The sequence below is a fragment of the Microbacterium sp. genome, from assembly GCF_052099035.1.
Lineage (GTDB): Bacteria > Actinomycetota > Actinomycetes > Actinomycetales > Microbacteriaceae > Microbacterium.
On the sequence record NZ_JBQDSX010000016.1, the window covers coordinates 49056 to 71921 of the forward strand.

A 22866-nucleotide genomic window follows, 5' to 3' on the forward strand; every position below is an offset into this window, starting at 1 on the left:
CCCGTCCCCACACAATGATTCAAGAGGAACGATGTCGAGCGAGGAAACGCCGAACGTCCCTGACCCTCGCACTTCCCGTGAGGCAGTCCGGGAGAAGGCCCAGCAGTTGCACGTCAAGCAGTCCAGGGCGCGCATCATGCGACGGATCATCGTCGGCGCTGTCGCTGTCGTCGCCGTCGGAGCGATCGGCACCGCAGTGACGCTCGCGGTCACATCGACGGTGGCCAAGCCCATGCTGGAGCCTCGCGGTATGGACGGCGACGGCATCGTCGTGCGAAACATCGCGAACACCGACGTGACCGAGGTCCCCTCGACACCCGTGCCGGAAGAATCCGGTGCCACTGGGGAGACCACGACGCCTACGCCCGAGGCCACCGCGCCAGCTGTCGACGTGCATGTCTACGTGGACTACCTGTCGCCGGGCGCGGGCGAGTTCGAGGGTGCGAACACGCGCCAGCTCGCCGGATGGATCAGCGAAGGCGCTGTCGAGGTGACCTACCACCCGGTCTCGATGCTCACCGCCAGCTCGAACGGCACCAAGTACTCGCTTCGTGCTGCGGCCGCAGCAGCGTGCGTCGCCACGTTCTCACCGGATCAGTTCTACGCCTACAACCACGAGCTCCTCGTGGATCAGCCGGAAGTCGACAGCAGCGGCCGCTCCGACGTCGAGCTCGCCGATCTTGCGGTGGCTGTCGGAGTGAACACGCCTAAGGCAGTCCGCTCCTGCATCGAGGAGGGCGACTACATCACCTGGGCCAAGGAAGCGACATCCCGCGCGCTGGAAGGCCCGTTGGAGGGAACGGATGACCTCGCGTTGACGAGTGCGCCGATGATCGTGGTCAACGGCGAGGTCTATGTCGGCTCGCTCAAGGACCCAGCCGAGTTCTCGCAGTTCGTGCTGACCGTGGCGAGCGACACTGATGCCACCGCCAGCCCGACGCCAACTCCGACCGAGACCGCTGCGAAGTAGTCTCGCCGCCTCCGGTTTTCGAGACGCCCTTGCGAATCACTAAGCTGGAGGACGTTCGCCGACTTAGCTCAGCTGGTAGAGCACCTGTCTTGTAAACAGGATGTCACGGGTTCGAATCCCGTAGTCGGCTCCACGGAATAAATTCTGGGCCAGAAGCCAGAACTGCGACTATTTACTCCATGCGCCCGTTGCGGGCACAGGAGTGGGTGCGCGGTGGGATGAGCCGTCCCGATCGGACGGCGGGCCGTGTGCTGTGCCCGCGTGTGGCGTTACGAGAACATCTGACGGAGCACGTCAAGGTCGCCGACGTCGAGCGCCTCCGCGATCACGTTGACGTGCTCTGGATTGATGAACATGTCGGACAGGCCATCGGCCCAGATCGCACGCATAGCGTCCACGTCGTCCGCGTCGGCCGCAACGCCCATTGCGTAGATCGCCTGCTGGTATGGAATTTGCTGGAACCCGCTGGGAGCATCAACAGGGTTGAAGAACGGCACCCACGGAACATCGGGGTCAGGGCGGAGCAGCAGCACTTGGCCGGGTTGGATTGTGCGTGTGTGGTTGAGGAGCGCGATCGAAAGTGGGTTCGCGATGCAGAATCGATCGCTGATCGCGTACGGCGCGTCGCCGGGCGCGACGGTGTAGGTCACGATGTTGCCCTTGTCGTCCAGGCCAACAGTGCCCGCGGCGAGGTCGCGTGGTCCCTGGTCCACGAGTTCCCCGGCCAGGCTGGCACTCATGCCGCCGACGTGAATCCAGGCTGAGGCGGTGCAGTCGCCGGGACCACCAGCGGGGATGAAGGTGCCGTTCCCGACGCTGACGTAGCCGTCTGGAAGATCGGCGGGCAGGTCCTCGGTCTCGGTGACCGGAGTGGCGACCGGAGTGGTGGCGGGTGCGAACCGCTCGGCGGCCCACGATGTCGCTGCGACGACCGGAGGTGCGGCGAGGGCAACGATGCCCGCGACGACGAGAACGGACACGGCAGTGGCGATCTTCTGTGCGCGGTTCATCCGTCTCAGCTTGGCATCGAACGCCAGTAGATGCCAGAGGTAGGAAGCAAAGAGCACTGCCCGCCCCGCGAAAGACGGAACGGGCGGCGGGATGGACCGCTCTCCGTACGACGAGTGAGCCCGGCCTTCAGCCGAGTGCGGACTGGATCTGCCCGGTGAGCTTTTCCAGCGCCTTGCGGTTCTTGACGCCGTCGAGAGCGGCCGGAGGCCGGTTGTGATGCAGATCGAGCGAAAGATGCACGTCGGATCCGGCTTCTCCCGGCACGGTCACCGCGCGGCCGATCAACTCCCAGTTGAGCAGCGTCTTCTTCGTCTGGAAGTCGATCTGGCTGCCGTCGGGGCTCTGACCGAGCACCTTGTGCTTGTTCTCGGCGAGCACGCGTTGAATTGCCGCGGCGACTGTCGCGACATCGGCGGGAGTGTGGAAGCTCGTGGTGGCTTCGGATGACATAGGAGGCTCCTCCGGTCTTGTGTCTTCTGCGCTACTGCGCGCTCTTGGGCTTGCGCCCGCGCCGCGGACGGTTGTGCCACGCTTCGACCGCCTCGGGCGTGAGGTCTTCGCGGTCCCAGAGGTACCCCGAGACGTTGCCGATCGGATCGATGAACGCGTCGCTCGCGCTGGATGCTTCACCGGCATCCCTGCGCCGCATCGTCTGACGCAGCGACACGGGCGTCACACCGAGCAACCCGGCGACCTCGTCGATGGTCGCGTAGCGGGCGGCGAAACGGGACTCTTGCGTCGCGTCGCGCAGTGCATGCGGACGAGACTTCTCATCGTCGGTCATGGTCCTCCAGACTGTGGGTGAGCCCCCACGATAGTCGAGCGGTCACTCCTGCAGCGCGGCGCTGCGACGACGCAGCAGCAGGGGAGCTGCGACGCCGTGCAGCACGATGCTCCCCACGACAGTGGCGACCATGACGGACAGGACGAGCATGCCCTCATCCTCGGGCAGTGCGTTGTAGGCGAGCAGGCCGAAGACGATCGTGGCCGTACCTCGTGGGCCGAGAGCTCCGATGAGCACACGGTCTTTTCGCGCGACGCTGCTCTTCATGAGCGAGAGGTACACCGGCGCCATCCGTATCAGGGTGAGCGCGAGAACGGCGAGTACGAGGAAACGCCAGTCGAAGCCTGAGGTGAACACGATCAGGGCTGCACCGCCGAGCATGAACCAGACGAAGTTCGCCGCCAGTACGCCCGCTTCCTCGACCAGCAGCAGTTCGTCGTGATCGATGCCCGCTTCCTCGTCGGAGCGAACTCGGGTGAGGCGATAGCCGATACCGGCGACGAACGCCGCGACGAATCCGTTCGCGTTGAAGATCGGCAGGCTCGCGACACCGTAGACGATCAGCGGCAGCAGCATCATCACGTATCGCGCACCGACGGCGCTGGCGAGCTCCCGTTGGCGTGCGAAACGCACGGCGAATCCCACCCCGCATCCGAGCACCATGCCGATCAGGATCGCGATGACCGTGGACGGCACGGCGTTGACGAACGCGGTCAGGAACTCGAGGACGGGCTTCTCGATCGCGTCCTCGGTGAGCTCGGATTCCGGTGTGCGTGAAATCGTCGACCAGAACACCGCCACAGCCAGTGACATCCCGAACACAGGAGAGATGACACCGTCGTTGTATCCGCTTTCGACGTTGAGGATCTGGCGCGCTCTCGGTGAAAGGCTCCGGCCGCGCAGCAGTTGGGTGGCGGGGGAGAAGTCGGTGGGCATGATCACGCACGCGATCACCACCATGATGAGAATGCCCGCATCGGGGATGATCAGCAGCCCGGCCACGAGCGCCAGCATGAGAGACAGCGGCAGTGCGATGAGCACCAGCCGTGCGATCACCCTGCCTTCTTTGCCGAAGACGCCGCCCTTCACCTCGGTCGCATCCACGAAGAGCAGGATCGCGAGAATGATCTCGACGACCTTCTCGGCGAGATGTGAATCGAGTACCTGCCCGAACGCTGAGATGTCCCATGCGACCGTTGCCGCGCCGAGGATCAGCAGGCCCGCGGGCCCTGCCACACCCCACCGTTCGAAGCGATGCGACACGAGCGACCACAGCAGGATCGCGGCGAGGCTGATCAGCACCACTAAGGACATGAGCACAGACTACGGGCGCGTGGCCGCTGGCGCGGTACTGATCCGAGCGGACATCTCAGCGGATGCCGCAAGCGCCTCGTCGATGAGATCCCGATCCGGTTCCGCCCTCAGCCACTGGTCGCTCAGTTGTGCGGGGATCAGCACCGGCATCCGATCGTGTATCTCGACGAGGTGCTCCGGTGCTGGCGCCATCACGATCGAATAGCACGTCACCCGTTCACCGTCGGGAGTACGGCCTCGCTGGGTCACCGCCGCCATCCCGAACAGGGCACGATCATCGAGGGTGAACTCGTGCCACACCCGTTCCGGTTTGCGCATCTCGAACCACCCGGTCGTCGGGACGATCGCGCGGGTTCGCAAGCCACCGGGTCGGTCCTGCAGCCGCTCGGAACGGGTGTTGATCGAGGGGAATTTCGCGGGCTGCCCGTCGACCAAGTATCCCCACCAGGCGGGTTCGAGCGTCGCATGCCCATCGCCGGGGACGATCAACGGATTGAGGTTGCGCAGATTCTTACCGGTCGGGCGCAGCGTCTCATCATCGTTCTGCGTCGCCCAGGATCGCAGCTCTTCGAGGATGTCGGCATCTGCCTCGGCCAGCAGCTCGGCGTCGGTGAAGCGGGGATCGAGTCCGTAGCTCGCGCACATGCCGTAAGAGTAGCGCCGGGCAGGGACATCCGCTCGGGTAAGGTGCTCGGGTGACCCAGACCCGCAGTCTTCCCGCGCCCGTGGCGCTTGGCGGGGCCGTGTCGATCGGCGCGATGACAGCGGTCCAGGCCCGTGTGAACGGCGTGCTCGGGGTGCGCATCGATGACGGAATCGTCGCCGGCCTCATCTCCTTCGCCGTCGGGCTGGTCATTCTCGTAGTGGTGACGGTCGCCCTGCCGCAGACGCGGGCGGGAGCGGTGCGCCTGTGGCGTGGCGTTCGAACCCGGAAGATTCCACCCTGGATGCTGCTCGGAGGCGCGTGCGGAGCACTGACCGTCTCCACACAGGGGCTGACTGCCGGGCTGCTCGGAGTTTCCCTGTTCACGGTCGGCGTTGTCGCAGGGCAGACCCTGCACGGGCTGGTGCTGGACCGGATGGGCGTCGGTCCGGCCGGAGTCGTGGCAGTGACCCCGGGTCGCGTTCTGGGCGGCGTTCTCGCGCTCGCCGCGGTGGCTATCTCGCTGGGAGGGGATGTCCTGTCGACGGCGCCGTTCCTGCTTCTCGTCCTGCCATTTCTCGCGGGCGTCGGCATCGCCTGGCAGGCAGCGGCGAACGGCCGGCTGACGCAGCGGGTGCAGTCGCCGATGACGGCGACGCTGGTGAGCTTCATTGGCGGAACCGTAGTACTCATCGGAGCGGCGTCGATCAGTATCGCCATCGACGGGATGCCGCGGGCGCTGCCCACGGAACCATGGTTGTACCTCGGCGGACTGCTCGGTTTCGTCTACATCCTGCTCGGTGCGAGCATCGTCGCTCACACCGGCGTGCTGCTGCTCGGGCTCGGATCGGTGCTCGGACAGCTGGTGACCTCGGTGATCATCGATCTGCTGTGGCCGACGGCATCCGCTCCGGCGCTCTGGCAGCTTCTGACGATGATGGCGGCGTCGGTGGCATCCGTTGCCGTCGCCCTGCCGTGGCGGCGCCGCCGGCGCTGAACGACATTTAGAGCGCGGGCGACGGCATCCGGGTGAGCTGCGCGTCCGCGTCGACCGGATCGCGCCGGGACGGCTTCTTGCGCTCGGGTTTGCCGCCGACGTAGAGCCAGCCCAGCAGCTCCTCGTTCTTCTTCAGCCCGTGAGCGGTGGCGATGGGCGTCGAGCGGGTGTGGCCACCGGTGCGCCAGATCACGCCCCAGCCGGCCTCGTCGAGCAGCAGGCTCAGCGTATGGGCGACGCCGGCCGCTGTCGCCTCCTGCTCCCAGTGCGGCACCTTGTCGCTCTTGCGAAAGCTCGCGACGACGGCGATCAGCAGCGGTGCGCGCAGCGGCTTGGACGAGGGACGCTCGTCGCCCTGCGCCTCGGCGATCGCCGAGCCGAGCACGAGACGGTCGTCGCCGCGCAGTTCGATCAGTCGCCACGGGCGCAGCGACGAGTGGTCTGCGACGCGCCCCGCCGCGGCGATCAACGGCAGCAGCTCTTCACGGGTGGGCGCGACGTCGGTCACCTTCGACCAGGACTGCCGTGACAGCGCGGCATCGAGTGCGCTCACGCCTGCGGGGCCTCCGGTGCGAAGTTCAGCGCCAGCGAGTTCATGCAGTAGCGGTCACCGGTGGGGGTTCCGAACCCGTCGGGGAACACGTGGCCGAGGTGCGACCCGCAGTTCGCGCACCGCACTTCCGTGCGCTGCATGCCGAGGGTGTTGTCTTCGATCAGCTGGACCGCATCGGGCCGGATCGATTCGTAGAAGCTCGGCCACCCGCATCCGGAATCGAACTTCGTACCGCTCTTGAACAGCTCGGCGTTGCATGCGCCGCAGGTGTACAGCCCTGCCCGGGCCTCATCGAGCAGCTCACCGGTCCAGGCGCGCTCCGTTGCGGCTGTGCGCAGCACTGCGAACTGCTCGTCACCGAGCTCCTCGCGCCATTCGGCATCCGTCTTCTTGACGTTGTATTCCATCGGTCCTCCCGGGTACGTGCGTCGACGTCCCTTCTATTGTCCACCGTGTGCGGCACGTGCGGGCCGTCCCGGCGGTGAGAATGGAGCCATGAGTGATGCCGTCCGCGAGCGCTATGCCCGTTTCGCCCGTGATGAGGCGCCGGGACGCTCGGACCTGTATGCGCAGTGGGCGATGGGCGCGGCATCCGATCCCCGGGTGCAGGAGGTCCTGTCACGCATACCGGCGACGCACCGCCAGCCGCCACTCGTCTTCGCCGTGACACGGATGCTGGGTGCACCGCTGGCAGGATTCGCGCAGTGGCGAGCATTCGTGCTGGCCAATGCGGATGCTGTCGTCGCCGAGTGCGCCGCGCGGCGCGTGCAGACCAACGAGCCGCTGCGCTTGTCACCGCTTCTTCCGGTGCTCACGGAGATCGAGGGACCGATTGCCCTCCTGGAAGTCGGCGCATCCGGCGGTCTCTGCCTGTTTCCGGATCGGTACTCGTACCGGTTCGTCGACGCGAGCGGAGGGGTGCGCTGCGCGCTCGATCCGGAAGACGGACCGTCACCGGTCGTGCTCACGAGTGAAGTGCGCGGCGAGCTGCCCGTAATGCGGATGCCGCAGGTGGTGTGGCGGGCGGGAATCGACCTCGAGCCGCTCGACGCACGTGATCCGCGCGATCGGGCCTGGCTGCAGGGGCTGGTGTGGCCAGGGGAGAGCGGGCGCGAAGAGCGCATCGCTGCGGCGCTGGATATCGTCGCCGCGGACCCGCCGCTGCTGGTGCGCGGCGATGCGGCCGCAGCCCACGCGCTCGCTGACGTCGCGGCATCCGCACCGCCAGAGGCGACCCTCGTCATCATGACGCCCGGCGTCCTCGTGCATCTTCGCCGTGACGACCGCCGGGCGCTGATCGCGGGCATACGCGACCTGTCCGCCCGGTGGATCACGATCGATGCGCCCGGACTGCATGATGAGTGGCAGCCTCCGGTGGATGCGACGGACTGGCCCGGTTTCGTCGTCGCACTCGATGGTCGGGTGCGCTCGGCCTCCGACCCATTGGGGCGCTGGTGGGAGTGGCGTGCGGGTCCGCACCTCGGTGACGAATAGCCTGGAGCCATGTTCGCAACCCTCACCGATCGCGATCGCGCGATCCTCGCTCTGGAGGCCGCGTGGCCACGCCATGGCGGTGCGAAAGAAGAGGCCATCCGCCGCACGCTCGGGATGAGTCCGGCACGGTATTACCAGCTGCTCGATCGCCTCATCGATACCGAGCAGGCACTCGAGCACGATCCGCTGCTCGTGCGGCGCCTGCGCCGGCTCCGCGAGAACCGGGTCGACAAGCGCATTGCGCGAATGCGCGGGTTCGCCGGGTAGCATCGACGGGTGCCCCAGCCTGTAAAAGACCGTTTCGATGATGTCCCTCGTGCCTCCGGGCGAGTGGGCGCGCATCGTGCCGAAGCTCCGGGGATGAACGGGTGGCTCGTGCTGCTGTGGTCATTCGTCGCCGCGCTCGTTCTGATCGTCGTCGGGATCTTCGTGGCACTGCTGATGATGGGGCGCATCGCACTGTTCCCGTCAGCCGAGGAGACCGTCGCGCCGGCACCCGAGGCGACCGGTGTGGTCGACACGACGTATTCGGTCATGATCCTCAACGCGACACCGGAAGAAGGCCTCGACGATCAGCTGCGCGAGACGCTGCTGAACGCGCAGTGGCCGGACGATCTCATCAGCTACAGCCCGGCCGGTCAGCAGGATTTCGCGGAGACGACTGTCTATTACGTCTCCGAGGCCGACCAGCAGGCCGCGATCGGCCTGGCCGACCTCATCGGAGGCGCGCATGTCGAGCAGAGCGACTTCTACGCGAATCTGAACGACCCTGAGCAGAAGCAGCTCGTCATCGTGATCGGATTGGACCGTTCGAGCGTCCAGCCCGATGCCACAGAAGCGCCCGCAGAATAGTCCGCCTTCCGCGGCTTGCACTCGAAGGTGTCGAGTGCCAGAATGGGCATTAGCACTCTCGTACTGTGAGTGCTAACCAGAACGTCTACGTCCAGGAGGGACGACAAAACTCATGGCAAAGATCATCGCTTTCGATGAGGAGGCCCGTCGCGGTCTCGAGCGCGGCCTCAACATCCTCGCCGACGCTGTCAAGGTGACCCTCGGCCCGCGCGGTCGCAACGTTGTTCTCGAGAAGAAGTGGGGCGCCCCCACGATCACGAACGACGGTGTGTCGATCGCCAAGGAGATCGAGCTGGACGACCCGTACGAGAAGATCGGCGCGGAGCTCGTCAAGGAGGTCGCCAAGAAGACCGATGACGTCGCCGGTGACGGAACCACCACCGCGACCGTCCTCGCTCAGGCACTTGTCCGCGAAGGCCTGCGCAACGTCGCAGCCGGCGCCGACCCGATCTCGCTCAAGCGCGGCATCGAGAAGGCCGTCGCCTCGATCACCGAGGAGCTGCTCGCCAGCGCCAAGGAGATCGACTCCAAGGAGCAGATCGCAGCTACGGCTTCGATCTCCGCCGCCGACCCCGAGATCGGCGAGCTCATCGCCGAGGCGATCGACAAGGTCGGCAAGGAAGGCGTCGTCACCGTCGAGGAGTCGCAGACCTTCGGCACTGAGCTCGAGCTCACCGAGGGCATGCGCTTCGACAAGGGCTACCTGAACCCGTACTTCGTGACGGATGCTGACCGCCAGGAGGCAGTCTTCGAGGAGCCCTACATCCTCATCGCCAACTCGAAGATCTCGAACATCAAGGATCTTCTCCCCGTTGTCGACAAGGTGATCCAGGACGGCAAGGAGCTCGTCATCATCGCTGAGGACGTCGAGGGCGAAGCCCTTGCGACCCTCGTGCTGAACAAGATCCGTGGCATCTTCAAGTCGGCCGCCGTCAAGGCTCCCGGCTTCGGTGACCGTCGCAAGGCTCAGCTGCAGGACATCGCGATCCTCACCGGTGGTCAGGTCATCACCGAAGAGGTCGGCCTCAAGCTCGAGAACACCACGCTCGACCTGCTGGGTCGCGCTCGCAAGGTCATCGTCACCAAGGACGAGACCACGATCGTCGAGGGCGCCGGTGAGGCCGACCAGATCGAGGGTCGCGTCACGCAGATCCGTCGCGAGATCGAGAACACCGACAGCGACTACGACCGCGAGAAGCTCCAGGAGCGTCTGGCGAAGCTCGCCGGTGGCGTTGCGGTCATCAAGGCCGGAGCTGCGACCGAGGTCGAGCTCAAGGAGCGCAAGCACCGCATCGAGGACGCCGTTCGCAACGCGAAGGCAGCCGTCGAAGAGGGCATCGTCCCCGGTGGTGGCGTCGCGCTCATCCAGGCCGGCACCAAGGCGCTCGACGCTCTCGAGCTGACCGGTGACGAGGCGACCGGTGCGAACATCGTTCGCGTCGCGATTTCGGCTCCGCTCAAGCAGATCGCGCTCAACGCCGGTCTCGAGCCCGGTGTCGTTGCGCACAAGGTCTCCGAACTCGCCAGCGGACACGGCCTCAACGCCGCGACCGGCGAGTACGTGGAAATGTTCGCAGCGGGCATCATCGACCCCGCCAAGGTGACGCGCTCGGCGCTGCAGAACGCAGCATCGATCGCCGGCCTCTTCCTCACCACTGAGGCCGTCGTCGCCGACAAGCCCGAGAAGGTTGCGGCTCCGGCCGGCGACCCGACGGGTGGCATGGACTTCTAAGTCCAGAGCACTGACAGAAACGCCCCGGCTTCGGCCGGGGCGTTTCTGCGTCTTGCCGGTCCCTGAGCCTGTCGAAGGGTCAGCGGAACAGGCTGGCGGAGTACTGATCGGCGTCGGAATACTGCGTCGCCGCAGACCCGAGCGCGGTGCCGATCGATTCCAGCACCTGCTCGACGTGCAGCTGTGCCGCGGCCCATTGATCGCTGCAGCCCTGGAAGGCGACCGCTGCGGCCCCTGTCCAGGAGGACTGCAATTGGGTCAGCTGCGCTTTCAGCGCTTGCGACTCGCTGCGCAGTCGCTCCATCGTGGCCCTCGTCGCACCGTTCGCTGCGAAGACAGCCTCCGTGTCGACTGTGTAGACGGACATGTGAACTCCTCTCGTCGGAGACCCCACGCTAGGCGCGCAGGGCACCCGACGAAGTGCCCGAACCTGCGATCTGTGGAGGAGTTTTCTTCTTGGCGATCTGTGCAGGTCGAGTCGGCCTCAGAGTTCGTCGAGGTCCAGCGGCTGCAGCGGCTGCGTGTCTTCCAGGAGATGCTCCGGGGTCGCCTGAGCCGGTGCCAGCGGCAGCGTCACGGTGAATGTAGCGCCACCACCGGGCGTCTCATCGACACGCACGTGGCCATCGAGCGCGGAAACGATGGACGCCACGATCGCCAGGCCCAGGCCGGAGCCCCCGGTCTCGCGCGCACGCGACGTGTCCGCTCGCCAGAATCGTTCGAAGATCTGCTCGCGAATCTGCAGGGGGATCCCCTCCCCGTGATCGACGATCGAGATGCTGCCTGTTCCCGCCAGTCGATCCGAGTCGACGACGAGCTCGATGGGCGTGTCCTCCGACGAGAAGCGGCGCGCATTGCCGAGGAGATTCGCCACCACCTGACGAACCTTGTTCTCCTCGCCGAGCACGATCGGCGGGGTGCGCACCGGGGTGTCCTCGGCTTCGGTGAAGTCGATCTGCGGCATCGCCTCGTCAGCGCCGCGCGGGCGGCGCCGCAGGCGGGCGAGCGCTCCACCGCGCGGCTTTGCTGGTGCCGTCTTCGGTGGCAACGAGGGGAGGATCGGCATCGGAGCGGTGGGAAGGAATTCCGCTGTCTTGTCCACGACGGAAATCCGACGACCCGGTGCAGCCGCGCGCACGTCGAGGGCGGCATCGCGTGCAAGCGGACGCAGATCGAGCGACTGGATGTGCAATTCGGGTTCTTCGTCGAGACGGGCGAGATCGAGGAGGTCCTCAACGAGGACGCCCATCCTGATCGCCTCTTTCTCGATGCGCTCCATCGCCCGCGCGGTGTCTTCCTCGCCGCGGATAGCGCCCATCCGATACAGCTCGGCATAACCGCGTACGCTCACCAACGGCGTGCGCAGCTCGTGGCTGGCATCACCGATGAACCGACGCATGTGCTGAACAGTGCGGTCGCGCTGCGCGATGGACTGATCGATGCGTTCGAGCATCGTGTTGATCGCGAAGTTGAGCCGGCCCACTTCCGTGCTGGGCTCCATGTCGGTGAGGCGCTGACTGAAGTCTCCCGACGCGATCAGCATGGCGGTGGATTCGACCTGGCTGAGTCGGCGGAACGTCAAGGTCACGAGTCCGCGGATCAGGAGAGCGGCAACCAGGATCGTGACGAGGGCCACGGTGGTATAGACGCCGAAGTACTGCGCGATGATGCTGTCGACCTCGTCGAGCGGAAGCGCGACGAACTGCACGAAAAGCGAGCCATCGGTACCGGGAACGACAGCCACCGATGCGCGGAATTCCTGCCCATCGGGGCTGTGCAGCGTGACGAGGTCGCCATCGCGGCTGTGGGCCTGCTCGAGCGTGATCGATTCATCGAATACCGGTGCCTCGTCGCCGGACGTGCCGCCAGCGCTCGCGAGGAACGTCCCATCAGCGGCATAGACAGCGAAGGTGTAGTCGGTCGTACGCGGAGCGTTCTCGGCGTCGACGAGGTGCTGGGAGCCGTCGACGGGCTCCACATCGAACCAGCGGCTGACCAGGTCACTGGCAGCGAGGGAGGGGAGCTGCGCGTCGATGTTGCTGATCAGCGAGTTGCGCAGGAGCGGGACCGTGCCGATTCCGGCCACCACGAGTCCGAGCGCGAGCACGGCGACGGTGACACCGGTGACCTTGGCGCGTAGGCTGATGCGCCGCCACCATCCGGTGACCGCGTCAGGCTTGTGCGCCATACGCGCCCCCTTCGCGGACTACTTGCCCACCTTGAGCATGTAGCCGAAGCCGCGCTTGGTCTGGATGACGGACTCTTCCGTGTGCGGATCGATCTTCCGGCGCAGGTACGAGATGTAGCTCTCCACGATGCCGGCGTCGCCGTTGAAGTCGTACTCCCACACGTGATCGAGGATCTGCGCCTTCGAGAGCACCCGGTTCGGGTTGAGCATGAGATAGCGCAGCAGCTTGAACTCGGTCGGGCTGAGCTCGATCGGCTCCTTGCCGACGAACACGTCATGCGTGTCCTGATCCATCGACAGCTCCCCGGCACGGATGATGGACTCCTCATCGGCCTGCATGGTGCGGCGGAGGATCGCCTGCGCACGGGCGACGATCTCGTCCAGGGCGAAGGGCTTGGTGACGTAGTCGTCGCCACCGGCGTTGAGGCCTTCGATCTTGTCCTGAGTGTCATCCTTCGCCGTGAGGAAGAGGATCGGTGCGGTGAATCCTGCACCGCGAAGCCGCTTTGTCACGCTGAACCCGTTCATATCGGGCAGCATGACATCGAGGATGATGAGGTCCGGTTCCTCTTCGAGAACAGCGGAGATGGTCGCGGCGCCGTTGGCGACGGTCTTGACCTGGTAACCGGCAAAGCTCAGACCGGTGGACAGCAGGTCACGGATGTTCGGCTCGTCGTCGACGACCAGGATGCGTGCATCAGTCATGACCCCATTATGGTGACTTCACCCATGCGGTGGCTGATCATCTTGCGGAGCGGCGAATTGTCGACCCCGAATGCCGTGACCCGGTCGGAGTAGCATCCGGGAGTATGGACGAGGCAGAAGGCGGCGACAGCGCGTGCTGGCTCGCCCGGGTGTGCCCGGAATGCGGGGCGATGCTCGATGACAGGGTCAGCCCCTGCTGGCGGTGCGGCACACGCCCCGAAGACGAGGACTGATCACGCGGCAGCGAGCGCGTCCGCGTCCAAGATCGTGTAGCTGTATCCCTGTTCGGCGAGGAAGCGTTGACGGTTCTGGGCGTAATCCTGGTCGACCGTGTCGCGCGCGATGAGCGTGTAGAAGCTCGCGGTGTGACCGGACTCCTTCGGTCGCAGCAGGCGTCCGAGTCGCTGAGCCTCTTCCTGGCGTGAACCGAACGAACCCGATACCTGGATCGCCACGGAAGCCTCCGGCAGATCGATCGAGAAGTTCGCCACTTTCGACACGACCAGCAACTCGATCTCGCCCTCGCGGAATTGGCGGTACAGCTCTTCGCGCTCGTCGATCGGTGTGGCGCCGGTGATCTGCGGAGCATTCAAGGCTTCGGAGAGCGTCTCGAGCTGGTCGAGGTACTGGCCGATCACGAGAATGCGCTCACCGGGATGCTTCGCGATGAGCTCGCGCACCGCATCGATCTTGGCCGGGGCGGATGCCGCAAGCCGGTACCGGTCGTCATCGGTCGCTGCGGCGTACTCCAGCCGGTCGTCGGCGGGCAGGTCGACACGCACCTCGTAGCAGGCGGCGGGGGAGATGAACCCCTGCGCTTCGATCTGCTTCCACGGCGCATCGAAGCGCTTAGGGCCGATGAGGCTGAACACGTCGCCCTCGCGGCCGTCCTCGCGGACCAGGGTCGCGGTGAGTCCGATGCGGCGGCGGGCCTGGAGGTCGGCGGTCAGCTTGAAGACGGGAGCCGGGAGCAGATGCACCTCGTCATAGACGATGAGGCCCCAATCCAGAGCATCCAGCAGTGCGAGGTGGGCGTACTCGCCCTTCCTCTTCGCCGTGAGGATCTGGTAGGTCGCGATCGTGACCGGCTTGACCTCTTTGACCTGCCCCGAGTACTCGCCGATCTCTTCAGGGGTGAGATCGGTGCGCTTGAGCAGCTCGTCGTGCCACTGCCGGGCCGATACCGTATTCGTCACGAGGATGAGGGTCGTCGTCTTCGTCGCGGCCATCGCTGCCGCGCCGACGATGGTCTTACCTGCGCCGCAGGGGAGAACCACGACTCCGGATCCGTCCTTGGTGAATGCGTCTACGGCATCCTGCTGGTACGGGCGAATATGCCAGCCGTCCTCGGCGAGCTCGATCTCATGCGGGGTGCCGGGGGTGTATCCGGCGAGGTCCTCCGCGGGCCAGCCGATCTTCAGCAGCTCCTGCTTGATCTGGCCACGGGCCCACGCGTCGATCACATACGCGTCGGGATTCGGATGCCCGATGAGCAACGGCTGGATGCGCTTGTTGTTCGCCACCTGAGCGAGTACAGCAGGGTCCGTCGAACGCAGGAGCAGCACACCCTCGTCATCGCGTTCGATGATGAGCCTGCCGTAGCGGTTCACCGTCTCGCGCAGATCGACGGATACCGATGGCGGCACCGGGAATCGGGACCACTTCTCGAGCACCTCGAGCATGTCGTCGGCGGTGTGCCCGGCGGCGCGGGCGTTCCACAGGCCGAGTCGGGTGATCCGATACGTGTGGATGTGCTCCGGCGCCCGTTCGAGCTCGGCGAAGATCGCCAGCTCGTGGCGCGCGGTTTCGGCGTCCGCGTGTGCGACTTCGAGGAGCACGGTGCGGTCGCTCTGAACGATCAGTGGGCCATCAGACATAGCGGTCCAGTCTATCCTCGCTACGCTTCGGAAGGGTCGACGACATGGACAGCGCGGATGCTTCTGACCGGAAGCGTCCGCTCAACATCCGCCGCACGATCTCTGCCGCGCAATCGGCCGCCGCCGAGCCCGCTCGCCTCGAGCAGCAGTTCTCGGGTGGTGCCGTCCGGCATGTCGATCTCCACCCGCAGCACGGCCTTGGCGCGCACGGCCGCCTCGAGCTCGCGGTCGAGCCACGCGGCGTCGGCATCCGGACCCTGCTGGGCGCGAAGCCGGCCGATGAGGCCCGTGTAGTCCGGTGCCGCCCCGTGCTCGGATTCCGGATTCGGATGACGATCGACCACAAGCGGCTGCCCGTCCGGCCCGACGAGCATCGCCGGGTAACGGGCATCCGTCAGTGTCCAATAGACGGTGTCGCGTCCGACGCGCGAGCTGAGCCCTTCGGCATCCCGGGACAGCGCGAGGGGACGCAACGACTGGTCGACGCCCATCGCATCCAGCAGCGTGGCATCTGCGCTCGCGACCCGGGTTCGCCCCGACACCGGATCCGCGAATACCCGCACGAGCCCGTGTCGCTGATCGGACTGCACCACGAGGTACTCGAGCGGCTGCGGGATGCCGGTCAGCGAGATCTCGCCGAGGAATTCGAGGATCGATGCGGCGGTCTCGCCGGTCGTCAGAGCGTGCGCGACGGATTCTGCGGTGAAGCGGTACGAGGATGCCTGAGCGGTCGACTCACGGACGGCGATACCGCGCAGACGCACATCCAGCGCGGGCTGAAGGGGCCCGGGTGCAATCGCCGAGAGGTCGTTCTGCAGGAAGATCCGGTCGACCTCGGCAGGCAGCATCCGCTCGATCGCGGTGGCGTCTGCAGCCGCACCGAGTCGCAGCGGCGCAGCCCATTCCGGTTCTGTTCCGTCGTCGGCGATCAGGCCGAGCAGTCGAGTGCGGGTGCGGATCGACGCGCAGCGCGCTCCCCAAGAGGGGTCCCAAGGATGCTGCTGTTCCCAGCGCGACACGGGCAGCCAGCCGCCTGCATCGGTGCGCAGGCCACGGGGCAGGGCGGACCGGAAGGCCTCAGTGAGCGCCGTCCAGCGATCGGATGCTGAGTGCCGCAGCCAGGCATCGCCGGAAGTGCTCACTCGCAAACGGCGGTCGGCCACCGTGATGAGGCCGGCGGCCGTCGCGATGGAGATGAGGTCGTCGAGGATGTCAGCGGGCGTGCCGGCCTCGGCGATCCGGCGCTTTTCTCCCGCGGCGAGCCGTCCGTCCGTCAGCAGTGCAAGGGGGGACTCGGACGCGAGCATCAGCAGGTCGGCTATCGCTGCCACGCTGGTGAATGCGCGTTCCGCTGCCCGTGCGGTGGCCGGCTCGGTCGACGGCTCCGGGGCGGAGGTCTCCACGACGACGGGAGGTTCTCTGGTCCTGACGGCGTCGATGACCGATGGCGCGGGGGAGCCGTCTGGACGCAACAGCCCCAGAGCGAGGAGGGATGCCTCCTCTTCGCCAGCATCCTCACCGTGTGCAGCGCGGTGCAGCGCGGTGGCTTCCTCCAGCGTCAGACGCGGCAGCATCCGCTCGATGGATGCTGGTTCCAGCAGTGCTTCGGCGGCGTCGAAGAAGTCCGACCAGGCCACGTCCTCTCGCACATTGTGCGCTGCGAACAGCGCTGCCAGCTGCTCGTCGGTGGCAGCGGCCAGCCACACGGCGAGCGGGCGGGCGTGCGTGCTCATCTCACGACCGCTTGGCGGCGCGACCCTTTCGGACGAAACTCATGATCAGCAGCGCGATGATCATGGCGAACGCGATCGGCAGCCCGTATGGCGGCACCGCCACGAGGATCGGCCACACGCCTTCGGTGAACGATTGCTGGGTCATTCCGGCGGCGCTTCCGATGATGATGGCGAAGAAGCAGATGACCGAGAGAGCGGCGAGAATCAAGGCCGTGAACGCGAGGATGCGGTCCAGTCGGCGGACGGGGACCTCGGGTCCGGAATTCTGCGTGCTCATCCGTCTCAGCCTAGCCCCTGGAACACCGGTAGGCTGGGGGAGGCCGCAGATCCGCGCGCCTTCATTTCGGCATCATCACACTGCGAGGTCTCCCATGCCCACCGGCAAGGTCAGGTTCTACGACGACGAGAAGGGGTTCGGCTTCATCGCCAGCGATGATGGCCAGGACGTCTTCCTGCACGCCTCTGCCCTGCCCGCAGGTACGTCGATCAAGTCCGGCGCGCGCGTCGAGTTCGGCGTCGCCGACGGCAAGCGCGGTCTCCAAGCACTTTCGGTTCGCGTTCTCGACGCTCCGGTCAGCCTCGCCAAGGCGAAGCGCAAGCCGGCCGACGACATGGCAGTCATCATCGAAGACCTCGTCAAGCTCCTCGATGATGTCGGCGGCGATCTGCGCCGCGGACGCTATCCATCCAGCAGCTATGGCCGCAAGGTCGCTGCTGTTCTTCGCAAGGTTGCCGATGACCTCGACGCCTGAGCCCTCTGCTGAAGCGGACGATCGCCTGATCGGCGCGCACGACCTCGCGCTCGCTGCTCTGCAGGAGATCACGCCGGCCTCGACGATCGGCCCCGCCGCCGGATACCTCGTCGAGGACGACGGCTCCGTGTCGCTGCGGTTCGAGAACCGCCTTCCCGGATACCCGGGCTGGTACTGGACCGTCACCGTGGCCCGCGTCGAGGATGCAGGTCCCACCGTGCTCGAACTCGAATTGTTGCCGAACGAGGGCGCGCTTCTGGCTCCCGAATGGGTGCCGTGGGCCGAGCGCCTTGCGGAGTACCGCGCCCACCAGGCTGAACTCGCCGAGCAGGCGGCTGCCGCAGCGGCAGAGAGTGCTGATTCGGAGTCGGACGAGTCGGGTGATTCGGACGATGACGAGTCGGACGCTTCTGATGACGCAGACGACGACGAAGACGACGACGAAGACGACGACGACGAGGAGTCCGAGGACGACGACTTCGACGATGAGGACTCTTCGGGCTCGCGCGTGCTGCACGCCGGCGACCTCGACGGCGTCGACATCGATGAGCTCGACGACTCCGCCGAGGAGGAGTAGCTCGCGCTGCTAATCCCCGCGTCGCGCTGCTGTTCTCTGCCGTCGCGCTGCTAATCCCCGCGTCGCGCTGCTGTTCTCTGTCGGCGCGGCTGTTATTTATGCCGCGCCAACAGAGAAGGACAGCGCGAAGAGCGAATCCGCGCTCAGGCGCCGGTGTTCTCCAGGACGTAGTCGATCGACCGAATGAGCTGACGCACGTCGTCCGGCTCGATCGAGACGAACGTCGCGATGCGCAGCTGATTGCGGCCGAGCTTCCGGTACGGCTCGGTGTCGACGATGCCGTTGGCACGCAGGGTCTTCGCGATCGCGGCGGCATCGATGCTCTCGTCGAAGTCGATCGTGACGACGACGGGGGAGCGGTGCTCCGGGTTCGTGACGAACGGCGTTGCGACGGAGGAGGCCTCAGCCCAGTCGTACAGCGCTCCCGAAGACTCCGCCGTACGCGCGCCGGCCCAAGCCAGACCGCCGTTCTCATTGATCCACTTCAGCTGGGTGTCCAGGAGGTGCAGCGTCGTGAGCGCCGGCGTGTTCAGCGTCTGGTTCAGCCGCGAGTTGTCGACGGCGTTCTTCAGGCTGAGGAACTCGGGAATGTAGCGATCTGATGCCGCGATTCGCTCGATCCGCTCGATCGCAGCAGGGGAGACCGCAGCGAACCAGATGCCGCCATCCGATCCGAGGTTCTTCTGCGGTGCGAAGTAGTAGACATCGGCCTGGGCGACGTCGAAGTCGATGCCGCCGGCTGCGCTCGTCGCGTCGACCACCGTGAGTGCGCCACCAGCGGCGACGCGCTGGACAGGAGCTGCGACACCGGTCGAGGTCTCGTTGTGTGGCCAGGCGTAGACGTCGACGCCGTCGACGATCTCGGGAGCGATGAGGGATCCCGGTTCCGCGCTGCGGACGTCGGGGGCTTCGAGCCACGGCGCAGCGGCGGCCTTGGCGAACTTGCCGCCGAACTCGCCGAAGGTGAGGTTCTGGCTACGACGTTCGATGAGGCCGAAGGCCGCAGCATCCCAGAAGGCGGTCGACCCGCCGTTGCCCAGCAGGATCTCGTAACCGTCAGGAAGACGGAACAGGCTCGCGAACTGCTCGCGGACGCTGCCGACGAGGTTCTTCACCGGCGCCTGGCGATGCGAGGTACCGAGGATGCTGGCGCCCGCGGTGACGAGTGCCTCCAACTGCGCAGGGCGCACTTTCGATGGACCGCAGCCGAAGCGGCCGTCAACGGGCAGGAGGTCACGGGGAATCTCGATCGCCATGGGTCGATTCTAGGGGCGCGTCGAGCGGGGGACTTCCACTGTGACCACGTCTGACGTCGCTGGGGGAATGTAGGCTTGCCTAAGAAGACCCGGAGGGCCAGATGACGGACTTGATCGACACCACGGAGATGTACCTCCGCACAATCCTCGAACTCGAAGAGGAGAACATCGTTCCCCTGCGTGCGCGCATCTCCGAGCGTCTCGGACACTCGGGTCCGACCGTCTCGCAGACCGTGGGGCGCATGGAGCGCGACGGGCTCGTCGTCGTCTCCGAGGATCGCACGCTCGAGTTGACGGATGCCGGCCGCCGAAAGGCCGTCGATGTCATGCGCAAGCACCGTCTCGCCGAGCGACTGCTCTCTGATGTGATCGGACTGGATTGGGCATTCGTCCATGAAGAGGCGTGCCGATGGGAGCACGTGATGAGCGAGCAGGTCGAGCGCCGTCTCGTCGAGCTCCTCGGGCATCCGACCGAGTCGCCGTATGGCAACCCGATCCCGGGCCTTGACCAGCTGGGCGACATGATGCCCGCGCGCACATTCGATGAGGGCGTGGTCGGGTTGGTGAAGAAGCTCAACGAGGCGGGAGAGCCGATCGAGGGGACCGTGCGCCGGCTCGCCGAGCCCGCACAGGTCGACCCCGAGCTGCTGGTGCAGCTGCGTGATGCCGGTGTCGTGCCGGGAGCCCACGGAAACTACCGCTTCAGTGAGGGATACGTTCTGATCGAGATGGACGGCAACGACGAGGGCCTTGAGCTCCCTGTCGAGCTGGCCTCGCACATCTTCCTCGTGGGCGAATCGTCCTGACAAACCGCTCCCGGAGGATTGTCAGCCTCTCAGGGTGACAGGATCGTTATCTTCCGGTAACCTCGGACAGGTCGTCAGCGAAGAAGCCCGCTGGCGGCAAACCCCGCGAAGACTGCCTCATCGGCTCGTCGTCTCTGCGGACACAACGCACGAAGTAGCCCGAACTCGTGCGACGAGAAGCAGTGCAGACGAGTCAGCGCACCCGAGCGCCGAGGCACAGGAGGATTACCTTTTGGCCGCAGACATCGAACCGACCACAACATCTGACGCGACCGTGAAAAGTCAGCGCAACGCGGCACCCCGCAGCGCTACTCGCCGGATCGTGAAGCCCATGCGGTCGATCGCGATCTTCGGTGCCGTCGGCGCGCTGGTGGCAGCGGTCGCGCTTCCCGCCTACGCGGCTTCATCCGATCCGCTCGATGCGACGGCCACCCTGCAGCAGGTCGCAGCATCTGACGCTCAGTCTCTTGTCGTCGCGTCTGAAGCGACAGCCGCCCCCCTCCAGCGCTCGACCTACACGGCGACCACGCCCGAAGAGATCGAGCAGAAGAAGGCTGAAGAGGCAGCAGCCGCAGCAGCTGCTGCCGCAGCTGAGGCGGCTTCCGTGTCGGCAGCATCCTCTTCGTACTCCGGCGGGGGCATCGATATCGGCAGCTACGCGCTTGTCTCTCCGGGTTCCGGTGAGGTGCGCTATCCGCTTCCGCAGGGCTCGTACACCCAGGGGCGCACGACTGTCGGTGCCGACAGTGGTGGCCACGAAGGCGCCGACATGCTCGCCCCGGCAGGAACACCGATCTATGCCGCGGCAGCCGGTGTCGTGCGAGTGTCGTCGGAGAGCTACTACGGATACGGCGTCGGGATCACGATCGACCACGTCATCGGCGGTCAGAGCGTCTCGACGACATACGGCCACATGACCTATGGGTCGCGTCAGGTCCAGGCAGGGCAGACCGTGCAGGCCGGACAGCTCATCGGTGCTGTCGGAAGCACCGGCAGCTCGACGGCGAATCACCTCCACTTCGAGGTGCACGTGAACGGCGCCATCCTCGAGCCGTACTCGTGGCTCGCCGCCAACGCTGGCTGATCTCGCGTTCCGCTTTCCCCGGTACGACACGCACCTGAGTGTTCACCCGTCGTTTCGTCATCCCTCGGCTTGATGAGCTAGCCTGAACCCGTCGTCGCACGGACGGGAGAAGCCGATGGAACCAACGCCGAGCATTCGCACCATGGATGCACTCGGTCGTTACGTCCTTCGGCATTGCCCGCAGGGATGCACGGAACTTGTCGTGTGCACAAGGCGCTGTCCATAGGACGGCGCCTTTTTACGTCTCTGCGTTTGATCTGCCGTTCGAGTGGCGTCATGTGAGTCGAGAGTGCCAGGAAGCCGTCCTGGCGGATCGAAGGGATGACGATGCGCACACTTGTTCTGAATGCGGGATACGAACCGCTCGCGGTGGTCTCGTTCCGCCGAGCCCTCGTGCTCGTGATGAGTCACAAAGCGACCGTGATCGAACGCGTCGAAGGCGATCCGGTCTGGGCCGCAACGGACGTATTCGACCGTCCGGCCGTCATCATCCTGTCGCGATATGTTCGGGTTCCGATGAGTAGACGAGTGCCCGTCACTCGGCGGGGCGTGCTCCGCCGGGATGATCATCGCTGTGGATACTGTGGCAAAGCAGCATCCACGATCGACCACGTTCTGCCTCGCTCGCGCGGAGGTGCCGACTCCTGGGAGAACCTTGTGGCGTGCTGCCTGCGGTGCAACAACGTCAAGAGCGACCGCACGCCCCAGGAGATGAGGTGGCAGCTGCGGTTCACTCCGCGTCCGCCGCACGGTGGCAGATGGACCGTTCGCGGCACCGAGCGCAGCGACCCCTGCTGGGAGCCGTATCTCGCGCTCGCTGCATGACTTCGGAAGAATGACGATATGTCACGTGCCCTCATCATCATCGATATGCAACTCGGCTTCGACGATCTCGACTTCTGGGGGTCGACGACGAACTTTGGTTGTGAGGAGAACGTCGCACGTCTGATCGTCGAGTGGGAGCGCGCCGGAGAACCGATCGTGGTAGTCCGGCACGACTCTCTTTCGGACTCATCGCCGTTGCATCCGGCGAATCCCGGCAATGCGCTGGTTGCAGCTGTGGACCGAGCCGGACGCGCGCTGCTCGTCGTCAAGAACGTGAACTCTGCGTTCTACGGGAGTCCGGATCTGCACACCTGGTTGCAGGAGGCAGCGATCGAAGAGTTGGTGATCTGCGGCATCCAGACGAACATGTGCGTGGAGACGACCGCGCGGATGGCTGGCAATCTCGGATACTCCACGGTGGTGGTGCTGGATGCCACGCGGACTTTCGATCTCACCGCAGAGGTGATCGGCCTCGGCGAGGTGCATCGCAGCGCAGACGAGATCATGGCGAGCACCGCGCTCGTGCTTCAGGAAGGCGGATTCGCCCGGATCGCGACGACCCGTGAGGTCATTGCGGCCGGTGCGACTGGATAGACTTGTTGCGCCAGCCTCTGTAGCTCAATGGAAGAGCAGTTGCGTCCTAAGCAAACGGTTGGGGGTTCGAGTCCCTCCAGGGGCACCATCTGACCGACGCCTCGCGATGACCGCCGCGT

Annotated in this window: 26 protein-coding genes and 2 tRNA genes; 14 read left to right on the forward strand and 14 right to left on the reverse strand. The window is 65.8% G+C overall.

The genetic code is table 11. The features are described 5' to 3' along the window. Nucleotides 1-31: 31 nt before the first annotated feature. Nucleotides 32-970 carry a DsbA family protein gene (locus ACTIAO_RS07280; protein ID WP_441905619.1) on the forward strand — a complete coding sequence of 313 codons (939 nt, stop codon included), beginning with the start codon at nt 32-34 and terminating at the stop codon, nt 968-970. Nucleotides 971-1027: 57 nt separating this feature from the next. After that, a tRNA-Thr gene (locus ACTIAO_RS07285) sits at nt 1028-1103 on the forward strand. 136 nt (nt 1104-1239) lie between these two features. Here the strand turns inward: ACTIAO_RS07285 and ACTIAO_RS07290 are convergent. From ACTIAO_RS07290 to ACTIAO_RS07310, 5 genes are all read right to left on the reverse strand, one after another. Beyond that, nucleotides 1240-1980: a hypothetical protein gene (locus ACTIAO_RS07290; protein ID WP_441905620.1), complete on the reverse strand. Its 741-nt coding sequence runs from the start codon at nt 1978-1980 to the stop codon at nt 1240-1242. A 127-nt stretch (nt 1981-2107) separates the two neighbouring features. Beyond that, a complete protein-coding gene (locus tag ACTIAO_RS07295) occupies nt 2108-2431 on the reverse strand; it encodes a hypothetical protein (RefSeq protein WP_441905621.1) in 324 nt (107 codons plus the stop codon). A gap of 31 nt (nt 2432-2462) precedes the next feature. Next, nucleotides 2463-2765 (reverse strand): hypothetical protein, encoded by a 303-nt coding sequence (locus tag ACTIAO_RS07300; RefSeq protein ID WP_441905622.1) that lies wholly within the window; start codon nt 2763-2765, stop codon nt 2463-2465. 42 nt (nt 2766-2807) lie between these two features. After that, nucleotides 2808-4079, reverse strand: a complete 1272-nt coding sequence (locus ACTIAO_RS07305; RefSeq protein ID WP_441905623.1) for a cation:proton antiporter domain-containing protein — start codon at nt 4077-4079, stop codon at nt 2808-2810. A gap of 9 nt (nt 4080-4088) precedes the next feature. After that, nucleotides 4089-4724, reverse strand: coding sequence for an SOS response-associated peptidase family protein (locus ACTIAO_RS07310; protein WP_441905624.1), 636 nt, complete (start codon nt 4722-4724; stop codon nt 4089-4091). Nucleotides 4725-4774: 50 nt separating this feature from the next. On the opposite strand from ACTIAO_RS07310, the gene ACTIAO_RS07315 reads away from it, so the two are divergent. Next, a complete protein-coding gene (locus ACTIAO_RS07315) occupies nt 4775-5719 on the forward strand; it encodes a DMT family transporter (RefSeq protein ID WP_441905625.1) in 945 nt (314 codons plus the stop codon). Nucleotides 5720-5726: 7 nt separating this feature from the next. Here the strand turns inward: ACTIAO_RS07315 and ACTIAO_RS07320 are convergent, their stop codons facing one another. After that, nucleotides 5727-6272 (reverse strand): nitroreductase family protein, encoded by a 546-nt coding sequence (locus ACTIAO_RS07320; protein ID WP_441905626.1) that lies wholly within the window; start codon nt 6270-6272, stop codon nt 5727-5729. Continuing rightward, the gene (gene msrB, locus ACTIAO_RS07325; RefSeq protein ID WP_441905627.1) at nt 6269-6679 is read right to left on the reverse strand and encodes a peptide-methionine (R)-S-oxide reductase MsrB; all 411 of its coding nucleotides are present in this window, start codon (nt 6677-6679) and stop codon (nt 6269-6271) included. Before msrB ends, ACTIAO_RS07320 begins: the two co-directional genes overlap by 4 nt. Nucleotides 6680-6767: 88 nt before the next feature. On the opposite strand from msrB, the gene ACTIAO_RS07330 reads away from it, so the two are divergent. From ACTIAO_RS07330 to groL, 4 genes are all read left to right on the forward strand, one after another. Then, entirely contained in the window at nt 6768-7766 is a 999-nt protein-coding gene (locus ACTIAO_RS07330; protein WP_441905628.1) for a DUF2332 family protein, read from the forward strand. Between the two features lie 9 nt (nt 7767-7775). Further along, nucleotides 7776-8033, forward strand: coding sequence for a DUF3263 domain-containing protein (locus ACTIAO_RS07335; protein ID WP_441905629.1), 258 nt, complete (start codon nt 7776-7778; stop codon nt 8031-8033). Nucleotides 8034-8042: 9 nt separating this feature from the next. After that, on the forward strand, nt 8043-8618 hold the full coding sequence (locus tag ACTIAO_RS07340) for a LytR C-terminal domain-containing protein (RefSeq protein ID WP_441905630.1): 576 nt from the start codon (nt 8043-8045) through the stop codon (nt 8616-8618). 112 nt (nt 8619-8730) lie between these two features. Further along, nucleotides 8731-10350, forward strand: a complete 1620-nt coding sequence (groL, locus tag ACTIAO_RS07345) for a chaperonin GroEL (RefSeq protein WP_441905631.1) — start codon at nt 8731-8733, stop codon at nt 10348-10350. A 79-nt stretch (nt 10351-10429) separates the two neighbouring features. On the opposite strand, the gene ACTIAO_RS07350 is transcribed toward groL, so the two are convergent. The 6 genes from ACTIAO_RS07350 to ACTIAO_RS07375 form a co-directional block, all read right to left on the reverse strand. Beyond that, on the reverse strand, nt 10430-10717 hold the full coding sequence (locus ACTIAO_RS07350; RefSeq protein WP_441905632.1) for a WXG100 family type VII secretion target: 288 nt from the start codon (nt 10715-10717) through the stop codon (nt 10430-10432). A 117-nt stretch (nt 10718-10834) separates the two neighbouring features. Beyond that, on the reverse strand, nt 10835-12538 hold the full coding sequence (locus ACTIAO_RS07355; protein ID WP_441905633.1) for a sensor histidine kinase: 1704 nt from the start codon (nt 12536-12538) through the stop codon (nt 10835-10837). A gap of 18 nt (nt 12539-12556) precedes the next feature. Then, the gene (locus tag ACTIAO_RS07360) at nt 12557-13243 is read right to left on the reverse strand and encodes a response regulator transcription factor (RefSeq protein WP_194421826.1); all 687 of its coding nucleotides are present in this window, start codon (nt 13241-13243) and stop codon (nt 12557-12559) included. 233 nt (nt 13244-13476) lie between these two features. After that, on the reverse strand, nt 13477-15120 hold the full coding sequence (locus tag ACTIAO_RS07365; RefSeq protein ID WP_441905634.1) for a DNA repair helicase XPB: 1644 nt from the start codon (nt 15118-15120) through the stop codon (nt 13477-13479). A 20-nt stretch (nt 15121-15140) separates the two neighbouring features. After that, a complete protein-coding gene (locus ACTIAO_RS07370) occupies nt 15141-16853 on the reverse strand; it encodes a helicase-associated domain-containing protein (RefSeq protein WP_441905635.1) in 1713 nt (570 codons plus the stop codon). Nucleotide 16854: 1 nt separating this feature from the next. Continuing rightward, nucleotides 16855-17130 carry a multidrug ABC transporter ATPase gene (locus ACTIAO_RS07375; protein WP_441905636.1) on the reverse strand — a complete coding sequence of 92 codons (276 nt, stop codon included), beginning with the start codon at nt 17128-17130 and terminating at the stop codon, nt 16855-16857. A gap of 94 nt (nt 17131-17224) precedes the next feature. On the opposite strand from ACTIAO_RS07375, the gene ACTIAO_RS07380 reads away from it, so the two are divergent. Beyond that, nucleotides 17225-17605: a cold-shock protein gene (locus ACTIAO_RS07380; RefSeq protein ID WP_441905637.1), complete on the forward strand. Its 381-nt coding sequence runs from the start codon at nt 17225-17227 to the stop codon at nt 17603-17605. Beyond that, the gene (locus tag ACTIAO_RS07385; RefSeq protein WP_441905638.1) at nt 17589-18182 is read left to right on the forward strand and encodes a DUF3027 domain-containing protein; all 594 of its coding nucleotides are present in this window, start codon (nt 17589-17591) and stop codon (nt 18180-18182) included. The genes ACTIAO_RS07380 and ACTIAO_RS07385 overlap by 17 nt, the downstream gene beginning before the upstream one ends. A gap of 143 nt (nt 18183-18325) precedes the next feature. On the opposite strand, the gene serC is transcribed toward ACTIAO_RS07385, so the two are convergent. Further along, nucleotides 18326-19438, reverse strand: coding sequence for a phosphoserine transaminase (gene serC / locus ACTIAO_RS07390; protein WP_441905639.1), 1113 nt, complete (start codon nt 19436-19438; stop codon nt 18326-18328). A 101-nt stretch (nt 19439-19539) separates the two neighbouring features. Between serC and ACTIAO_RS07395 the strand changes: the two genes are divergently transcribed. The 5 genes from ACTIAO_RS07395 (at nt 19540) to ACTIAO_RS07415 (ending at nt 22835) form a co-directional block, all read left to right on the forward strand. Then, the gene (locus ACTIAO_RS07395; RefSeq protein ID WP_441905640.1) at nt 19540-20244 is read left to right on the forward strand and encodes a metal-dependent transcriptional regulator; all 705 of its coding nucleotides are present in this window, start codon (nt 19540-19542) and stop codon (nt 20242-20244) included. A gap of 232 nt (nt 20245-20476) precedes the next feature. Beyond that, entirely contained in the window at nt 20477-21328 is an 852-nt protein-coding gene (locus ACTIAO_RS07400; protein WP_441905641.1) for a M23 family metallopeptidase, read from the forward strand. 327 nt (nt 21329-21655) lie between these two features. Further along, a complete protein-coding gene (locus ACTIAO_RS07405; RefSeq protein ID WP_441905642.1) occupies nt 21656-22153 on the forward strand; it encodes an HNH endonuclease in 498 nt (165 codons plus the stop codon). Nucleotides 22154-22171: 18 nt separating this feature from the next. After that, a complete protein-coding gene (locus ACTIAO_RS07410; protein WP_441905643.1) occupies nt 22172-22747 on the forward strand; it encodes a cysteine hydrolase family protein in 576 nt (191 codons plus the stop codon). 13 nt (nt 22748-22760) lie between these two features. Continuing rightward, nucleotides 22761-22835 (forward strand) — tRNA-Arg (locus tag ACTIAO_RS07415). Nucleotides 22836-22866 lie beyond the last annotated feature (31 nt).

Bases quoted from the DNA above. Each gene is read 5' to 3' on its own strand.
- ACTIAO_RS07280 (WP_441905619.1), top strand. From the start codon at position 32: ATGTCGAGCGAGGAAACGCCGAACGTCCCTGACCCTCGCACTTCCCGT.
- ACTIAO_RS07365 (WP_441905634.1), bottom strand. From the start codon at position 15,120: ATGTCTGATGGCCCACTGATCGTTCAGAGCGACCGCACCGTGCTCCTC.
- ACTIAO_RS07380 (WP_441905637.1), top strand. From the start codon at position 17,225: ATGCCCACCGGCAAGGTCAGGTTCTACGACGACGAGAAGGGGTTCGGC.
- ACTIAO_RS07330 (WP_441905628.1), top strand. From the start codon at position 6,768: ATGAGTGATGCCGTCCGCGAGCGCTATGCCCGTTTCGCCCGTGATGAG.
- groL (WP_441905631.1), top strand. From the start codon at position 8,731: ATGGCAAAGATCATCGCTTTCGATGAGGAGGCCCGTCGCGGTCTCGAG.
- ACTIAO_RS07370 (WP_441905635.1), bottom strand. From the start codon at position 16,853: ATGAGCACGCACGCCCGCCCGCTCGCCGTGTGGCTGGCCGCTGCCACC.
- ACTIAO_RS07395 (WP_441905640.1), top strand. From the start codon at position 19,540: ATGACGGACTTGATCGACACCACGGAGATGTACCTCCGCACAATCCTC.
- msrB (WP_441905627.1), bottom strand. From the start codon at position 6,679: ATGGAATACAACGTCAAGAAGACGGATGCCGAATGGCGCGAGGAGCTC.
- ACTIAO_RS07305 (WP_441905623.1), bottom strand. From the start codon at position 4,079: ATGTCCTTAGTGGTGCTGATCAGCCTCGCCGCGATCCTGCTGTGGTCG.
- ACTIAO_RS07385 (WP_441905638.1), top strand. From the start codon at position 17,589: ATGACCTCGACGCCTGAGCCCTCTGCTGAAGCGGACGATCGCCTGATC.
- ACTIAO_RS07410 (WP_441905643.1), top strand. From the start codon at position 22,172: ATGTCACGTGCCCTCATCATCATCGATATGCAACTCGGCTTCGACGAT.
- ACTIAO_RS07360 (WP_194421826.1), bottom strand. From the start codon at position 13,243: ATGACTGATGCACGCATCCTGGTCGTCGACGACGAGCCGAACATCCGT.
- ACTIAO_RS07310 (WP_441905624.1), bottom strand. From the start codon at position 4,724: ATGTGCGCGAGCTACGGACTCGATCCCCGCTTCACCGACGCCGAGCTG.
- ACTIAO_RS07290 (WP_441905620.1), bottom strand. From the start codon at position 1,980: ATGAACCGCGCACAGAAGATCGCCACTGCCGTGTCCGTTCTCGTCGTC.
- serC (WP_441905639.1), bottom strand. From the start codon at position 19,438: ATGGCGATCGAGATTCCCCGTGACCTCCTGCCCGTTGACGGCCGCTTC.
- ACTIAO_RS07350 (WP_441905632.1), bottom strand. From the start codon at position 10,717: ATGTCCGTCTACACAGTCGACACGGAGGCTGTCTTCGCAGCGAACGGT.
- ACTIAO_RS07355 (WP_441905633.1), bottom strand. From the start codon at position 12,538: ATGGCGCACAAGCCTGACGCGGTCACCGGATGGTGGCGGCGCATCAGC.
- ACTIAO_RS07300 (WP_441905622.1), bottom strand. From the start codon at position 2,765: ATGACCGACGATGAGAAGTCTCGTCCGCATGCACTGCGCGACGCGACG.
- ACTIAO_RS07405 (WP_441905642.1), top strand. From the start codon at position 21,656: ATGCGCACACTTGTTCTGAATGCGGGATACGAACCGCTCGCGGTGGTC.
- ACTIAO_RS07295 (WP_441905621.1), bottom strand. From the start codon at position 2,431: ATGTCATCCGAAGCCACCACGAGCTTCCACACTCCCGCCGATGTCGCG.
- ACTIAO_RS07335 (WP_441905629.1), top strand. From the start codon at position 7,776: ATGTTCGCAACCCTCACCGATCGCGATCGCGCGATCCTCGCTCTGGAG.
- ACTIAO_RS07375 (WP_441905636.1), bottom strand. From the start codon at position 17,130: ATGAGCACGCAGAATTCCGGACCCGAGGTCCCCGTCCGCCGACTGGAC.